Origin of the sequence: Arthrobacter halodurans (genome assembly GCF_041877255.1) — a bacterium.
In the GTDB taxonomy this organism is placed as follows: domain Bacteria; phylum Actinomycetota; class Actinomycetes; order Actinomycetales; family Micrococcaceae; genus Arthrobacter_N; species Arthrobacter_N halodurans.
Map to the genome: position 1 here is coordinate 254,245 of NZ_JBHDLJ010000001.1, position 16,245 is coordinate 270,489.

Genomic DNA, 16,245 nt, shown 5'->3' on the forward strand with positions numbered 1-16,245 from the left:
GCCGTGGCCGAGCACCACGAGCACCTGGTGGAGGGGTCCCGCAACGGCCTGGCCGTGCGTGTCTTCCCGGCGGAGGACGACGCCGGGGCCCGCCCCGTGCTCCTGGTGCACGGCTTCGCCTCGTCCGCGGAGCTGAACTGGGTCGCCAGCGGCTGGATCACCGCGCTGAACGACGCCGGCCGCCGGGTGATAGCCGTCGACCTCCCCGGGCACGGCGGCAACCCGGCCCCGGAGGACCTCGACGCGTACACGCCCAGCCGCATCCGCGCCGACATTCTGCAGGTCCTGCAGGACGAGCATGTCCGCCCCCTGCGTGACGGCGACCCGGGGTCCGGCGTCGACGTCGTCGGCTACTCCCTCGGGGCGCGGCTGGCCTGGGAGTTCGGGGCCACGCAGCCCCAGCTGGTCCACGGCATGGTGCTCGGAGGACCCGCCGCACACGACCCGCTGGCCGATTTCGACCTGGCCGCGGCCCAGCGCCACCTCGCCGACGGGTCCCCGATAGCGGACCCGTCGACGGCGGATCTGGTGCGCATGGCGCGCCTGGTGCCGGACAACGACCTCTTCGCCCTCATGAGCATGGTCGAGGCCGTGAAGTCCGAGCCCTTCGACCCGGCCCACACGGTGCCCACGATGCCGGTCCTGCTGGTCGCCGGCGAGCGGGACGAGATTGCCGTGTCACTGCCCGAGCTCGGACGCCTGCTCCGCGACCGAAGGACCAGGGTCGAGGAACTGATCCTCCCCGCACGGACCCACGCGAACGCCATCACCTCCCGCGCCTTCAAGCAGGGCGCCCTCGCCTTCCTCAACGGCTGACCGGTCGACGCGGGCCGGACCCGGTCGGGGCGCGGGCCGGTGCCGCGGCCCGCGCGCAGGGCCCCCGGCTGCCGGCCCTCCGGGCGATGGGGTCCCGGCTGTCCGGGATCCGCGTGTCCGTGCGACGGCGCCCTTGACAGCGCGCGAGACCGGGGTCACACTGGATCGTATACGATTTCGTACATCATAGGAGGAACCGTGACCCAGGGCACCGACGCCAGGGAATCCGACATCCGCCCGGTCGACGCCTCGGTGCTGGAGGGCGCGGGCAAGGTCCTCGCCGTCCACCTGAGCTACCGGTCGCGCGCCGAGCAGCGCGGACGCATCCCCGAGCACCCGTCGTACTTCATGAAGGCCGCGTCCTCGCTCAGCCTGTCCGGGACCCCGGTCGAGCGGCCGGCCGGCACCGAGCTGCTGGCCTTCGAGGGCGAGATCGCGCTGGTCATCGGCACCACGGCCCGCCGCGTGCTGCCCGACGACGCCTGGGGGCACGTGGGCTGGGTCACCGCCAGCAACGACCTCGGCGTCTACGACCTGAAATACGCGGACAAGGGCTCGAACGTCCGTTCCAAGTCCGGCGACGGCTTCACACCCGTCGGCCCGCGGCTGATCCCGGCCTCGTCCGTCGATCCCGCCGGCTTGCGCCTGCGCACCTGGGTCAACGGGGAGACCGTCCAGGAGGACACGACGGCCGGGCTGCTCTTCGACCTCCCGCGCATCGTCGCCGACCTCTCCCAGCTGATGACGCTGCACCCCGGCGACATCATCCTCACGGGCACCCCCGCAGGCTCCTCCGTCGTCGTCCCGGGCGACGTCGTCGAGGTGGAGGTGGACGCACCCGCGGCCGGTCTCTGCACCGGGCGCCTCAGCACCCCGGTGACGCAGGGCCAGACGCCGTTCGCCGGCTTCGGCAACGGCCCGCGCCTCACCGACGCGGACCGCGTCGACGCCTACGGCAGCGCCGAGGCCGCCGGCGTGCCCACGCCGGGGCTCGACCCCGCACTGAAGGCCAAGCTCGAGTCCGTGGCCACCGCCACCCTCTCCGCCAACCTGCGCAAGCGCGGGCTGAACAACGTCAGCATCGACGGGCTGCAGTGCACCCGCCCGGGCTCCAAGGTCGTGGGACTGGCGCGCACGCTGCGGTACGTGCCCAACCGCGAGGACCTCTTCAAGACCCACGGCGCCGGCTTCAACGCGCAGAAGCGCGCCATCGACTCCGTCAACCCCGGCGAGGTCCTCGTCATGGAGGCCCGCGGCGAGAAGGGGACCGGCACGGTCGGGGACATCCTCGGCCTGCGCGCCCAGGTCCGCGGCGCCGCGGCCATCATCACCGACGGCGGAGTCCGCGACTTCACCGCCGTCGCCGGGCTGGACATGCCCACGTTCTTCTCCAACCCGCACCCCGCGGTCCTCGGCCGGCGGCACATCCCGTGGGACACGGACATCACCATCGCCTGCGGGGGCACCACGGTGCAGCCCGGCGACATCATCGTGGCGGACAGCGACGGCATCCTGGTCGTTCCCCCGGCCATCGCCGAGGAGCTCGCCGACGAGTGCATCCGCCAAGAGGCCGAGGAGGAGTTCATCTTCGCCATGGTCGGGGAGGGCAACAGCGTCGACGGCCTCTATCCGATGAACCCGCAGTGGCGCGCCCGGTACGACCAATGGGCCGCGGAGCGGGGCCGGTAGATGCCTGCCGCGACGGCGAGCAAGTCGCAGCGGGCGTACGAGCTGCTGCACCGGCGCATCTCCGCCGGGGAGCTGGTCCCGGGCTACCGCCTGGTCCTCGGCACCATCGCCGCCGAGCTGGGCTGCAGCACCGTCCCCGTCCGCGAGGCCATCCGCCGGCTCGAGGCCGAGGGGCTGGTCGCGTTCGAGCCGAACGTCGGCGCCACGGTCGCCGGCGTCGACACGGAGCTGTACCTGCACACCATGCAGACACTCTCCGTCATCGAGGGGGCGGCCACGGCCCTGGCCGCCCCGCTGCTCACCGCGGAGGACCTGGCGCGGGCGCGGGCGCTGAACGGGGACCTGCGCGCCAGCCTCGCGGACTTCGACCCGCGGCGCTTCACCGAGCTGAACGACCGGTTCCACGCCGCGGTCTACGAACGCTGCCCCAACCCGCACATCCTGGACCTCGTCCACCGCGGCTGGACCCGGCTCAACGCCCTGCGCGCCTCGAGCTTCAGCCACATCCCCGGGCGGGCGCTGCAGTCCGTCGCGGAGCACGACGCGCTGCTGGACCTGCTGGAGGCCCGGGCCCCCGCCGCCGAGATCGAGCGCGCCGCCCGGGCCCACCGCACCAACACGCTCAACGCCTACCTCGCGGCCGGCGGCCACCCGCCGTCCGCGATCTGAACCCCACGACCGCAACCCCTGCAGCGCAGACCCGAACAACCCTCCCGGAAGGACCACCATGACCGGCCACTACGTCCCGGACAACCTGCCCGCCCACCTCCAGCACTACATCGGCGGCTCCTTCGTCGACTCCGTCGGCGGCGAGACCTTCGAGGTCCTCGACCCCGTCACCAACCGGCCCTACGCCACCGCCGCGTCCGGCCAGCAGGCCGACGTCGACGCCGCCGTCGCCGCGGCCCGCGAGGCGTTCGCCCACGGCCCGTGGCCGCGCATGAAACCGCGCGAGCGGGCCGCCGTGCTCTACGCCATCGCCGACGCCGTCGTCGCCCAGGAGGACCGCCTGGCCGAGATGGAGACCTTCGACACGGGGCTGCCCATCACCCAGGCGCGGGGGCAGGCGCGGCGCGCGGCCGAGAACTTCCGGTTCTTCGCCGACCTGATCGTCGCGCAGCACGACACGGCGCTGAAGGTCCCCGGCTCGCAGCTGAACTACGTCAACCGCAAGCCCATCGGCGTCGCCGGACTCATCACCCCGTGGAACACCCCGTTCATGCTCGAGTCCTGGAAGCTGGCCCCCTCGCTCGCGTCCGGCTGCACCGTGGTGCTCAAGCCGGCCGAGTTCACCCCGCTCTCCGCGTCGCTGTGGGCGCGGATCTTCGAGGACGCCGGGCTGCCCGAGGGCGTGTTCAACCTCGTCAACGGCCTCGGCGAATCCGCCGGCGACGCGCTGGTCAAGCACCCGGACGTGCCGCTGATCTCCTTCACCGGCGAATCCACCACCGGCCAGACGATCTTCCGGAACTGCGCCGCGGGCCTGAAGGGCATGTCCATGGAGCTCGGCGGCAAGTCCCCCGCCATCGTCTTCGCCGACGCCGACTTCGACGCCGCCATCGACTCGACCCTGTTCGGCGTCTTCTCCCTCAACGGCGAGCGCTGCACCGCGGGGTCGCGCATCCTGGTCCAGCGGGACATCTACGACCGCTTCTGCGAGGCCTACGCCGAGCGGGCGAAGCGGATCGTCGTCGGCGACCCGCACGACCCGCAGACGCAGGTCGGGGCGCTCGTCCATCCGGAGCACTACGACAAGGTGATGTCCTACGTCGAACTCGGCAAGACCGAGGGCCGGCTGCTCGCCGGCGGCGGACGCCCGGATCACCTGCCCGCGGGCCAGGAGAACGGCTCCTACGTCGCGCCGACCGTGTTCGCCGACGTCGCGCCCGACGCGCGAATCTTCCAGGAGGAGATCTTCGGGCCGGTCGTCGCGATCACCCCGTTCGACACCGACGAGGAGGCGCTGGCCCTGGCGAACAACACCAAGTACGGGCTCGCGGCGTACGTGTGGACCAACGACCTCAAGCGCGCCCACACCTTCGCGCAGTCCGTGGAGGCCGGCATGGTGTGGCTCAACAGCCACAACGTCCGCGACCTCCGGACGCCGTTCGGGGGCGTCAAGGCCTCGGGTCTCGGGCACGAGGGCGGCTACCGCTCGATCGACTTCTACACCGACCAGCAGGCCGTGCACATCACCCTCGGCGAGGTGCACACCCCCAAGTTCGGCGCCTGACACCCACCGCGTATCCCACCATCACCATCGGTTCCGATGTCTCGAAGGAGAGAATCATGACCAACACCATCCCGACGCCCTCCGTCCCCGCGCCGGACATCGTCCGCTGCGCCTACATGGAGATCGTCGTCACCGACCTCGACGCGTCCCGCAAGTTCTACGTGGACCTGCTCGGGCTCCACGTCACCCACGAGGACGAGACCGCCATCTACCTGCGCTCGTTCGAGGAGTTCATCCACCACAACCTGGTGCTGCGCAAGGGTCCGCTCGCGGCGGTCGCTGCGTTCGCCTACCGGGTGCGCACCCCCGAGGACGTCGACGCGGCCGAGGCGTACTACCGCGAGCTCGGTTGCCGGACGGAGCGCCGCAGGGACGGCTTCGTCCGCGGGATCGGGGACGCGGTCCGCGTGGAGGACCCCCTGGGCTTCCCCTACGAGTTCTTCCACGAGGTGGAGCACGTCGAACGCCTGCACCAGCGCTACGACCTGTACTCGGCCGGCGAGCTGGTCCGCCTGGACCACTTCAACCAGGTGACGCCCGACGTCCCCCGCGGCCGCAAGTACCTGGAGGACCTCGGCTTCCGCGTGTCGGAGGACATCAAGGACGCCGACGGCGTCACCTACGCCGCGTGGATGCACCGCAAGCAGACGGTCCACGACACGGCGCTCACCGGCGGCGACGGACCACGCATGCACCACGTCGCGTTCGCCACCCACGAGAAGCACAACATCATCCAGATCTGCGACAAGATGGGCGCCCTGCGGATCAGCGACCGGATCGAGCGCGGCCCCGGCCGCCACGGCGTCTCCAACGCGTTCTACCTGTACATCCTGGATCCGGACAACCACCGCGTGGAGATCTACACGCAGGACTACTACACGGGCGACCCGGACAATCCGGTGATCACCTGGGACGTGCACGACAACCAGCGCCGCGACTGGTGGGGCAACCCCGTGGTCCCGTCCTGGTACACCGAGGCATCGCTGGTCCTGGACCTGGACGGCAACCCGCAGGAGGTGCACGTGCGCGAGGACAGGTCCGAGATGGCGGTCACGGTCGGGGCCGACGGCTTCTCCTACACCCGAGCCCCCGGCGACGCCATGCTGGGCGAGCCGGCGGAGGAGATCGGCTTCAAGATGGGCCACCAGCTCTAGCCCGCGCGGCGGGTTGCGGCAGGAGGGGCGGGCGTCCGGCGGATGCCCGCCCCTCCTCGTGCGCGGCGGCACGCGCGGGACGCGGGGCCACGCGCGTCCCGGACCCCACACACAGCCGGACCCCACGCACGGCAAAGGGGGCGGGATCCGCGCGGATCCCGCCCCCTCGACCCTCGCTCCGGCGTCGTCGGGGACGGCGCCGGAACCGGGGTGCTACTTCGTCTGGTGCTCGCCGGCCAGGCCGAACTCCTTCACGGCTTCGGGGTGCTCGCGGAGGAACTCCTCGTGCACCTCCTTGACGTGCAGGTCGACGCCCTTGGTCTCCTTGACCAGGCTCACGGCCGTCAGCGAGACGAGCGTGGCCACGGCGAGGTAGACGCCGATGTGCCAGGAGACGCCGGTGGCGTTGAAGATCGCCTCGGCGATCATCGGGGCGAAGGCCCCGCCCAGGATCGCGCCGAACGCGTAGCCGATGGACACGCCGGAGTAGCGCACGGTGGCCGGGAACATCTCGGCGTAGAGGGCGGACTGCGGGCCGTAGGACAGGCCCAGGCCGATCGTCAGGACGAACGCGGCGACGAAGAACAGGAACAGGTTCTTCGAGTCGATCAGGAACCACATCGGGATCACCCAGAGCAACACCAGCGTGTAGCCGATCTGGAACGTGCGCACGCGGCCGATCTTGTCGGAGAGCATGCCGCCGATGAGGGTGAAGATCAGCCATCCGAACGCGGCCACCGTGGTGGTCAGCAGCACGGGCGGACGCTCCATGCCCAGCACGCGGGTGGTGTACGACAGGAAGAACGCGATCAGCAGGTAGCCCGCCGCGTTGTTGGCGACGAAGATCAGGGCCGCCAGGACGACCTCGCGGGTGTTGTGCTTGAAGAGCTGGCCCAGCGGGGCGGCCGACTCCTTCTTGCGCAGCTGCATCTCCTTGAAGACCGGGGACTCCTCGACGGAGCGGCGGATCAGGAAGCCGACGATGATCAGCACGATCGAGAACAGGAACGGAACGCGCCAGCCCCAGGAGTTGAAGGCCTCCGGGCTCATCGAGGTGCTGAGGACCCAGAGGACGCCGGTCGCCAGGATCATGCCGATCGGGACGCCGATCTGCGGGAAGGCACCGAAGAAGCCGCGCTTGTTGATGGGGGCGTGCTCGACGGACATCAGGGCCGCGCCGCCCCACTCGCCGCCCGCGGAGAAGCCCTGCAGGATGCGCAGGAAGACGAGCAGGATCGGCGCCCAGATGCCGATCTGCGCGTACGTGGGCAGGACGCCGATGAGGGCGGTGGCCGCGCCCATCATGACCAGCGTGAACACCAGCATCTGCTTGCGGCCGAGCTTGTCGCCCAGGTGTCCGGCGACGACGGCGCCCAGCGGGCGGAACAGGAAGGAGATGCCGATCGTGGCGAACGCGATGATCTGGGCCAGACCGGGGTTGTCCTCCGACACGGGCGCCAGGAAGAGCGGACCGAGCACGAGGGCCGCCGCCTGGGCGTAGATGAAGAAGTCGTACCATTCGATCGACGTGCCGACGAGCGTGCCGGCGAGGACCTTGCGCTCCTCCGCCTTCGACGACCCCGAGGGGAGGGAGATGGCTGCTGACATGTGAACTCCGTTGTTCGGCGCTGTGGGTGCGCGGGTTGATCTGTATGAACGGGCTATACCGACCGTTCGGACGGTTTATGTGATGGGATTCATGGTACGTCACATATGGCTGTGGCGTCCCGCACATTTCGCGGGGACTCCGCACCATGTCGCCGCCGGGCCCCGGCGGCCGCGGCCGTCAGTCCTCGCGGGCGAGGAACTCGCGGATCCGCGCGCGCGCAGGCTCGCGGTCGTAGCTGTTCACGAGCGCCCCGGCCATGCGGACGGGGTCGCCGAAGAAGAAGTACTCGTAAAGCGCCTGGCGTCCGGAGAAGCCCGTGATCGCCGCGTCGTAGGCCAGCTTGAACAGGCGCACACGCTCCGGCCCGGTCAGGGTCTTGCCCTGCAGGTACATCTCGATGTCTTCGCGGGCGACCTCGAGGTCGGCCTCTCCGGGCAAGGCCATCAGCCCGGACGCGCAGAACTTCCGGATGATCTCGGGGTAGCGCTGGGACGCCTTCGGGTACCAGTTGCGCGCGGCGTTCAGGGTGGGCCAGTGCGGCAGGTAGACCCCGTCCTCGTTCGGCTGCGCCTGCGCCTCCGCCGCGACGACGAGCGCCTTGCCGATCTCGACGTTGCGGATCAGCTCCGCGAGGTCCTCCTGGATGTGCTGGAAGCCGTCGATGCCGATGCTCGCGGCGATCTCCGAGGCCAGCCCCAGGAAAAACTCGCTCTTGGCGATCGTGCGGGTGACGACCTGGTGGGTCATCAGCGCGCCGGCGCCGGTCTCCTGGTACCACGCGTTGCACAGGTCCGGTCGGCCGAGCATGAACACGCGCTCGTTCGGGATGAAGACGTTGTCGAAGACCACGACGGCGTCCATCTCCTCGTAGCGGCTCGCCAGCGGCTCGTCGTGGACACCGCCGCCGTTGTGCAGTCCGGTGCGGCACAGGTAGCGGAGCCCCGGGGCGTCGTTCTGGATGGCGAAGGCGTAGGAGAACGGGGCGTCCTCGGGCGTGCCGCGCAGGACGGTGGACGGGAAGACCAGCAGCTCGTCGGCGATCGGGGCGATGGTCGCCAGCATGCGGGCGCCTTTGACGACGATGCCGTCCCCGCGCTCCTCGACCACGCGGGCGGCCACGTTGCCGCCGAGCTGCTCGGAGCCGGAGACCGAGCGGTTGACCTGCGGCGGGATCAGCGTGTGCGTGGCCAGCAGGTCGTTCTCGCGCGCCATCTCGTAGTAGGCCTCGATGCGCTCCCCGAAGACCGGGTCGGCGGTCGCGAAGAACCTCTTGGCCGTGCTCAGCGCGGTCAGCGACGAGTTCATGTAGTCGCCAGTGCGGCCCAGGAAGCCGTGGGAGTACTCGGCCCACGTGGAGATGGCCGCGCGGCGCCTCTTCAGGTCCTCGACGGACCGCGGAACCATGAAGGACGCGTTGACAAGGTCGCCGGTGGTGGGCGAGGCGTAGGTCAGGGCGTCCTGGTGCCGCGGATCGTGTTGCAGGTCGAACAGCCGCGCGTACGTCCTGGCCACGCCCGCGAAGGCGGGGTGCCGAGTGACGTTCCCGGAGACGACCTCGCCGTCGATGACCAGGTGCGGTCGCATGGAGTCGAGCTTGTCCAGGAACTGCTGGCCGGTACGGATTCCCATGGTGGTCCTCTTCCTCGTGGATGGGGCTGCCGGGGGGATCGCCGCGCGTCCCCTTAGAGGAGCTCCTCGACTCCCAGCTGGCTCTCGGGGATGGTGGTGAAGCTGCTGTTGGCGAAGGCCAGGGCGTCGCCCGTGCGGTAGTCGAAGTCCCTGACCTCGCCGAGGTAGAGGGTGTGGTCGCCGCCGTCGTATGCGGCCCACGGGGTGCAGGAGAAGTACGCCAGCACCCTGGCCAGCCGCGGCGCGGTCTCGCCCTCGACGAACAGCGGCTCCGGCCCGGGGCGTCCGGCGAAGTGCAGGGCGAGCGCCTGCTGCTCGGCGCCGAGGATGTTGACGGTGAACGGACGGTCAGCCAGCTCGTCGTGGGCCTTGGTGTCGCGCGCGATGCTCACGAGCACGAGCGGCGGATCCATGCTCACGGAGGTGAACGAGTTGACGGTGATGCCGTGCCGCTTGGTGGCCCCGTCGAACGTCACGATGGCCACGCCGGTGGCGAAGCGGCCGAGGCTGCCGCGGAAGTGGTGGATCTCGGGGACATCGATCCTCCGGGGGATGCCACCCTCTGCGACGGCACCCTTCCGGGAAACGGTCATGGCGAGCTCCTAGCAGGGCCGCTCCCCTTCGCCGGCGAGGGGTGCCGCGAGGGTTCGCTGCGTTCTATAATAGAATTCAAAGTTCCCATAAAGAACTTGCTAGTTCGACGATAGATCACGGTGGCGCCCGGCACAAGGGCGACGCCACGCCACCGACGACCCGGGGACCCCACCATGACCGCTCCAGCTGAACCCAAGACCAGCCACAGCCAGACCCTATCGCGCGGCATCCGGACGCTGGAGATTCTGGCCGACGCGGCCGCCCCGCTGACCATCTCCGATCTCGCCGCGCGCCTGGGCGTGCACCGGTCCATCGCCTACCGGATCCTCCGGACCCTCGAGGACCACTCCCTCGTGATGCGCGACGACTCGGGTCGGGTGCAGCCGGCGCCGGGCCTCGCGGCGCTGGCGCGGGGGGTGCAGCGCGACCTGCAGTCCGCGGCCCTGCCCGAGCTGACGGCGCTGGCCAACGAGCTGGAGATGAGCGCCTTCGTGGCGGTCTGGGACCACCACGACTGCATCACGCTCGTGACGATCGAGCCGCGGCACGGACACGCCGCCGTGATCGAGCGTCCCGGCTCCCGGCACCCGTTCTCGCAGGGGGCGCCCGGCATCGCCATCCAGTCCTCGCATACCCCACAGGAGTGGGAGCGACTGGCTCCCCACCAGGAGTACCGGCCAGCCGCCGCGGAGGCGCGCGAGCTCGGCTACGCCACGAGCCACGACGAGGTCATCAACGGCGTCTCCTCGGTCGCGGCGCCGCTGCGCGTGCCGGGCCAGCTGCCCGCGGCCGTCGCCGTGGTCTATGCGACGGCGACGCGCCGGATCGACGCGGAGACGATCGGCCGTCGCCTCACGGACGCGGCGTCGGCCATCGAGCGCTCGCTCGGTGGCTAGCGACCGGTGCCGGCGGCGACGCATCCGCGGTGACGGCGCGGCACCACCGAATCAGGCGCCGCGGCCCGCGCCCGGGCGGCGCAGGTAGGCCATCAGGACGCCGGCCAGGAACAGCACGAACGCGGCGCCCGCCGCGACCGCGAACGCGCCACGGTGGCCGAACTCGTCCGCGAGCGCGCCGGCCAGGCCGTTGCCAATCGCGGTTCCGACCACGATCCCGCTGGCCAGCAGGGTCATGGTGGTTCCGAGCAGGCCGCGGGGCGCGACGTCGCCGCCGACGGTGAAGATCGTGACCATCACGGGGCCCACCGGGATGCCCACGAGCAGCAGCACGGCGACCATGGCCGGCGTCGACACGGGCAGCTGCAGCAGGAGCGCCAGGGGCACCAGCGCCAGTGCGCACACGACCCAGCGGGCCGGATGCGCCCAGCCGGACGGCCAGGCGGAGACGGACAGGGCGGCCGCGGCCGAGGTCAGGCCCAAGGCCGCGTAGAGGAGCCCGCCGGCGCTCGAGTCGCCGGTCGCGCCGGCGAAGGCGACGGCGCCCGCCGCGGTGGCCCCGAAGAGCGTGCCCATGCCGATCATGCCCGTGACGGCGGTGCCGACGCGCACGGCGCGCGCGCGGTCCCACCGCGCGGTCGGCGACGCCGGGTGGTCGCGGTGGTTCGGCACGGCGGCAGCGGTCCGGTGGACGGCGAAGGCCGGCACAAGCGCAAGCGTCAGGGCCGCGGCGAGCGCCAGCGGCAGCCACGGCGCCACGAGGGACGCCAGGAGACCCACCAGCGCGGGGCCCATGACGAAGGTCAGCTCGTCCACCGTGCTCTCGTAGCTGAGCGCCGTCTCGAGCTCGCGCCGTCCCGCGGGGCGGCCCGAGGTCAGCGACATCCAGCGCACGCGGGCCATCGGCCCGACCTGGGGGCAGGTGGCGCCGGCCGCGAAGGCCAGCAGCAGGACCGGCCACGCTTCCGCGCCGGGTCCCGCGGCAAGGAGGAGGCCGGCCACGACGGCGGCGTGGACGACGGCCGCGGGCAGCAGCACCGGCCGCTGCCCCCAGCGGTCGGCGGCGTAGCCGAGCGCGGGGGCACCGATCGCCGACCCGATGCCGACGGCTCCCGCGGCCAATCCCCCGGACGCGTAGGAACCGGTGGTGGCGGAAACGAGCGTCAGGGCGCCGATGGTGAGCATGGCCAGCGGAAGCCTGGCGAAGAACGCGATGGGGAAGAAGGCGGCGCCGGCGACTTCGAGCAGTCCGCGGTAGGGGGAAGACCTGACGGTCGTATCCATGGTTCTGGGTTCCTCAAAAGACGTGCGCCCGTCCCTGCCACCCGGAGCGCCCAACCCGTGAACCACTCGATTATATCGCGGGGCGCTACATGACCCCGACCGCCTCGGTGACCACCTCCAGCCGCGATCCCCGACGCGCCTTGTGGACGCGCAACTGCGCCGGGATGCGCTGCTTCATCTCGGCCACGTGGCTCACGACGCCCACGGTCCGGCCGCTGCGCAGGAGCCCGTCAAGCGCATCCATGACCATCTCCAGGGCACCCTCGTCGAGGGACCCGAAGCCCTCGTCGACGAACAGCGTCTCCATGTCGATGCCGCCGGACTCCTGCTGGACGACGTCGGCCAGCCCGAGCGCAAGCGAGAGCGAGGCCATGAAGGACTCCCCGCCCGACAATGTCGCCGTGTCCCGCTGCCGTCCCGTCCAGGCGTCGATCACCTGCAGGCCGAGCCCCGACTTGCTGTTGCCCCGCTTGGTGTCGTCGTGCACCATCGCGTAGCGGCCGTTGCTCATCACGTGCAGGCGCTCCGTCGCGGCGGCGGCCACGGATTCCAGCCGCGCGGCCAGGACATACGTCGACAGCGTCATGTTGAGCAGGTTCTCTCCCCCGCCGCGCACCAGCTCGGCGACGGAGCGCACCGTGGCGTAGCGCTCCAGCACCGGCCCCTGGGCCTCCAACAACTCCTCCAGCGCCGCGCGTCCCGTGGCGAAGCGCCTGCCGTAGGCGTCCAGGACCGCCCGGGACTGGAGCACGCGGTCGCGGTCGGCGGCGGCGGCCTCGCGGGCCACGTCGGCCGCGGCCAACTCGTCCGCGTCCGGGCCCGGCGTCCCGGCCCCGGCGTCCCGGCGGGCACGCCCGACACCCGGGGCGGCGTCCAGCGTCTCCAGCCGGACGGCCTCCGCCTCACGCGCCGCGACCGTCCGCCGCAGCTCCTCCTCGACGGCCGGGGCCAGCAGCGCGTCCTGCTGCGCGGCGAGGTCCGGGAACCCGCGCTCCTCCAGGGCGCGGGCCCACGCGGAACCGGCCGACTCCCGCGCGGAGCCCGCGGAGGCCAGCTCCCGACCCGCCTCGCCCAGCCGGCGCAGCAGGTCCTCCGCCGCACGCAGCCCGGCCAGGCGTGCGGCCAGCGTGGCGCTGCCGGCCCTGAGTTCCGCCAGCGCCGCCTCCCGCTGCCGCAGCTGTCCGTCGAGTTCGGCGCCGGCGGATTCCAGACCCGCGCGCCGCTGGCGAGCGGCGGCGATCCGCTCGGCCAGGCCCTCCGCGTCGAGCCGGGAGGCGGCCTCGCTCGCGACCAGTTCACGGTGGCGCTCGGCGGCGCCCAGCGCCCGGGCCAGGGCCTCGTCCGCCCGCTCGAGCGCGGTTCGCGCCGCGGCCTCGTCGACGGTCCCGGCCAGGGCCCGCAAGCGCGCGTCCTCGCCGCGTTCGCCGTCCCGCCGGTCCCGGGCGGCGCGTTCGCGCTCATCGGCCGCGCCGGCGACGCGCTCGGCCGCCTCGATCGCGGCCTCGTGGACGACGTCCGCGCCCGGACGCGCCGCGGGGTCCGGGTGCTCCGCGGAGCCGCATACGGGACAGGGCTGGCCGTCTTCCAGGGCGATCGCCAGGGCGGCCGCCGCCTGGGCCAGGCGGAGCCTCCCGAGACGCGCCAGCTCCTGCACGGCGTCGAGGCGTTCCTTTTCCGCCAAGACCCACGATGCCTCGGCCCCGGCGAGGCGCGGCGCGTGCGCGTCGCGGCGGAGCACCGCGTCCAGGCCGGCGGCGGCCGCGTCCCGTTCGGCCCGCCGGACGTCGAGTGATGCCGCGGGTCCGGCGTGCCGCTCCATTTCTTCGCGCAGGGCCGGGATGCCGGCCCGCAGTTCCGCCAGCCGGCCCTCGTCGGAGGCGATGCCCTCGCCCAGCCCGGCGGCCTCGTCGAGATGCCCGCGCAGTCGGCGTCGCAGCTCCTCCGCCTCCTCCTCCTGGGGCAGCGCCGCGGCGGCCACCGCGACGTCGTCGGCCGCCAGGTCGCGCGCGGCGGCCACCGCCCCCGCCGTCGCGAGGTACCCGGCGGCGAGGTCGCTGTCCTCGACGGCCGCGCGCGCGTCGGCCTCGCGCGCGCCGGCCTCCGAGGCCGCGCGCTCCGCCGACTGGAGCGCGGCCCGGAACGGCTCGGCGGCGGCGGCCAAGGCGTGGCCGCCGAGCGCCCGCGCCGCGGAGTCGGCGGCCGCGGCGCCCTCCTCGTGGCGGCGGCGGCGCAGCAGGTACTCGGCGAGCTGCCGGTGGTCGTCCGCGCGGGCCGCGAGCGCCGCGGCGGCATCCCGGGACGAGGCGAGGCGGTCCTCGGCCGCGGCGGTCTCCACGTCGCCCGCGGCCAGAGCCGCCGAGAGCAGACGGGCGATCACCGAGGGAAGCGCCTCGTCGGTGGCTTCGGCCACCTCGGCGCCGGGGTCGGACGGCCCGGACGTCGCGGTGGCCCCCGCGTCCGGCCGGCTTCGGAGCGTGTCTGCGGCGTCGGCGCGCAGCTGTCCGACGGCGGAGGCGCGACGGCGCTCGGCCTCCTCGGCCTCAGCCCTGGCCGCCGACAGCCGCTCGTGGAGGATCGACTCCACGGACGCGTAGGTCCCGGTGTCGAAGAGTCGGCGCAGCAGCGCCTCCCGTTCCCGGTCCTTGGCCCGGAGGAAGGCCGCGAATTCCCCCTGCGGGAGCATGGCCACCTTGGTGAACTGCTCCTTGCCCAGCCCGAGCAGTGCCGTGACCTCCGTCGAGACCTCGTCGTTGCGGGTGGACTTCTCCTCCCACTGCCCCCCGACCAGCTCGCGCAACCGACTCTGCGCCTGCTGTTTGGTGGTGCCGGTGCCCCGTGACTTGGGCCGCTCCCACGCGGGCGAGCGAAGCACCTCGAACCTCCGGCCGCCGGTGCTGAACTCGCACACCACCTCGGGCGCGGCGCCGTCGGGCGCATGGTCGCTCCGCAGGCGGGTGGTTCCCTCGCGGGCGCCCGGGAGACCCCCGTAGAGGGCGAAGCAGATGGCGTCCAGGACGCTGGTCTTGCCGGAGCCGGTTTCCCCGTTGAGGAGGAACAGCCCGCCCGCGGACAGCTCGTCGAAGTCCACCGTCTGCCGGGACGCGAACGGCCCGAAGGCCTCGACCTCGAGGCGGTGGATCCTCATGCGGACACCTCGGCCGCCGCGGCGGCACCCAGCACGTCGCGCAGCAGCCGGCTCTCCGCGTCGCTGGTCCGGCGCTCGCGCACGTGCTCGACGAAGCCCTCGCAGACCCCGAGGGGGTCCTCGGCCTCCCGCAACCTGTCGCCGTATGTCTTCGGGGCGCCCTCGGCCCGACCCTCCGGCTCGAAGGCGAGCACGAGCGTGTCCGGGAATCGCCGGCGCAGCCGCTCCATGGCCTGGCCGGGCCGTTCGCTGTCCGTCAGGGTGACCTGGCACCACGCCTGCTCCGCCCAGGCCAGCGCGGAGTCGCCGAGCAGCGCATCGAGCTCACCGCGCAGCACGGCCAGCCGCTTGGGTGCCGGCCACTCGATCCGCTCGACGTGCCGCAGCCCGTCCGCGCTGAGTTCCACGAGCACGGCCCCCTTGCTGTGGCCGGCCTCGGAGAACGAGTACGGCAGCGGCGATCCCGAGTACCGGACGTGCTCCGCGAGCTCCTGGTGCCCATGGAGGTGGCCGAGGGCGACGTAGTCGAAGCCCGCGAAGTGCGAGACGGGTACGACGTCCAGGCCGCCCACGCCGAGCTCGCGCTCGCTCGTCGACGCCTTGCCTCCCGCGGCGAAGACGTGGGCGAGCACGACCGCCGCGACCGGCACCGCCGAGGCCGCCCGCCGTTCGGCCAGGTCCTCGCGCACGAGCGCGAGCGCGGCCTCCACGACGGGTGCGTGGCCGGGCGCCGCCACTCCGAGCCGCTCCGCGACCATGCGCGGCTCGAGGTAGGGCAGCGCGTACACGGCGACGCTGTGGCCGTCCCGCTCGAAGACGGCGGGCGTCGCCGCCTCGTCCAGCCGGGTCCGCAGGTGCAGTCCCGCCTCGGCGAACAGCCGGCCACCGAAGCCCAGCCGCGTGGCGGAGTCGTGGTTGCCGCTGCTGACCACGACCTGGGCGCCCGCGTTGCGCAGGCGCACGAGTGCGTCGTCGAACAGCGCGACCACGTCGACACCGGGCAGCGCGCGGTCGTAGACGTCGCCGGCGATCAGGACGACGTCGATCCGGCGCTCGGTGACCGTGCGCACGAGCTCGTCAATGAACCCCCGCTGCGCGTCGAGCAGCCCCGCTCCGTGGAAGGACCGTCCGAGGTGCCAGTCTGAGGTGTGTAGCAGTCGCATGACTCCACGCTACTGGCTCGCGCCCACGCGTTG

12 protein-coding genes are annotated in these 16,245 nt (G+C 72.4%); 6 read left to right on the forward strand and 6 right to left on the reverse strand.

Going from position 1 to position 16,245, the window contains the following annotated elements; genetic code table 11:
* Positions 1–3 precede the first annotated feature (3 nt).
* From ACETWP_RS01165 to hpaD, 5 genes are all read left to right on the forward strand, one after another.
* The gene (locus ACETWP_RS01165; RefSeq protein WP_373970350.1) at positions 4–816 is read left to right on the forward strand and encodes an alpha/beta fold hydrolase; all 813 of its coding nucleotides are present in this window, start codon (positions 4–6) and stop codon (positions 814–816) included.
* A 231-nt stretch (positions 817–1,047) separates the two neighbouring features.
* Positions 1,048–2,505, forward strand: a complete 1,458-nt coding sequence (locus ACETWP_RS01170) for a fumarylacetoacetate hydrolase family protein (RefSeq protein WP_373970574.1) — start codon at positions 1,048–1,050, stop codon at positions 2,503–2,505.
* The gene (locus tag ACETWP_RS01175) at positions 2,506–3,174 is read left to right on the forward strand and encodes a GntR family transcriptional regulator (protein ID WP_373970351.1); all 669 of its coding nucleotides are present in this window, start codon (positions 2,506–2,508) and stop codon (positions 3,172–3,174) included.
* Positions 3,175–3,232: 58 nt separating this feature from the next.
* Positions 3,233–4,738, forward strand: coding sequence for a 5-carboxymethyl-2-hydroxymuconate semialdehyde dehydrogenase (gene hpaE, locus ACETWP_RS01180; RefSeq protein ID WP_373970352.1), 1,506 nt, complete (start codon positions 3,233–3,235; stop codon positions 4,736–4,738).
* 56 nt (positions 4,739–4,794) lie between these two features.
* Positions 4,795–5,892, forward strand: coding sequence for a 3,4-dihydroxyphenylacetate 2,3-dioxygenase (gene hpaD / locus ACETWP_RS01185; protein WP_373970353.1), 1,098 nt, complete (start codon positions 4,795–4,797; stop codon positions 5,890–5,892).
* Between the two features lie 213 nt (positions 5,893–6,105).
* Here the strand turns inward: hpaD and ACETWP_RS01190 are convergent, their stop codons facing one another.
* The 3 genes from ACETWP_RS01190 to ACETWP_RS01200 form a co-directional block, all read right to left on the reverse strand.
* Positions 6,106–7,500 carry an MFS transporter gene (locus tag ACETWP_RS01190; RefSeq protein WP_373970354.1) on the reverse strand — a complete coding sequence of 465 codons (1,395 nt, stop codon included), beginning with the start codon at positions 7,498–7,500 and terminating at the stop codon, positions 6,106–6,108.
* Between the two features lie 178 nt (positions 7,501–7,678).
* Positions 7,679–9,130 carry a 4-hydroxyphenylacetate 3-monooxygenase, oxygenase component gene (gene hpaB / locus ACETWP_RS01195; protein ID WP_373970355.1) on the reverse strand — a complete coding sequence of 484 codons (1,452 nt, stop codon included), beginning with the start codon at positions 9,128–9,130 and terminating at the stop codon, positions 7,679–7,681.
* Between the two features lie 53 nt (positions 9,131–9,183).
* Positions 9,184–9,723 (reverse strand): flavin reductase family protein, encoded by a 540-nt coding sequence (locus tag ACETWP_RS01200; RefSeq protein ID WP_373970356.1) that lies wholly within the window; start codon positions 9,721–9,723, stop codon positions 9,184–9,186.
* A 174-nt stretch (positions 9,724–9,897) separates the two neighbouring features.
* Here ACETWP_RS01200 and ACETWP_RS01205 point away from each other — a divergent pair, with 174 nt between their 5' ends.
* Positions 9,898–10,620, forward strand: a complete 723-nt coding sequence (locus ACETWP_RS01205; protein WP_373970357.1) for an IclR family transcriptional regulator — start codon at positions 9,898–9,900, stop codon at positions 10,618–10,620.
* A 51-nt stretch (positions 10,621–10,671) separates the two neighbouring features.
* Here ACETWP_RS01205 and ACETWP_RS01210 read toward each other — a convergent pair whose 3' ends face one another.
* The 3 genes from ACETWP_RS01210 to ACETWP_RS01220 form a co-directional block, all read right to left on the reverse strand.
* Positions 10,672–11,904, reverse strand: a complete 1,233-nt coding sequence (locus ACETWP_RS01210) for an MFS transporter (protein ID WP_373970358.1) — start codon at positions 11,902–11,904, stop codon at positions 10,672–10,674.
* Between the two features lie 85 nt (positions 11,905–11,989).
* Entirely contained in the window at positions 11,990–15,049 is a 3,060-nt protein-coding gene (locus tag ACETWP_RS01215) for an AAA family ATPase (RefSeq protein WP_373970359.1), read from the reverse strand.
* Positions 15,046–16,212: an exonuclease SbcCD subunit D gene (locus ACETWP_RS01220; RefSeq protein WP_373970360.1), complete on the reverse strand. Its 1,167-nt coding sequence runs from the start codon at positions 16,210–16,212 to the stop codon at positions 15,046–15,048. The genes ACETWP_RS01215 and ACETWP_RS01220 overlap by 4 nt, the downstream gene beginning before the upstream one ends.
* Positions 16,213–16,245: the final 33 nt, after the last annotated feature.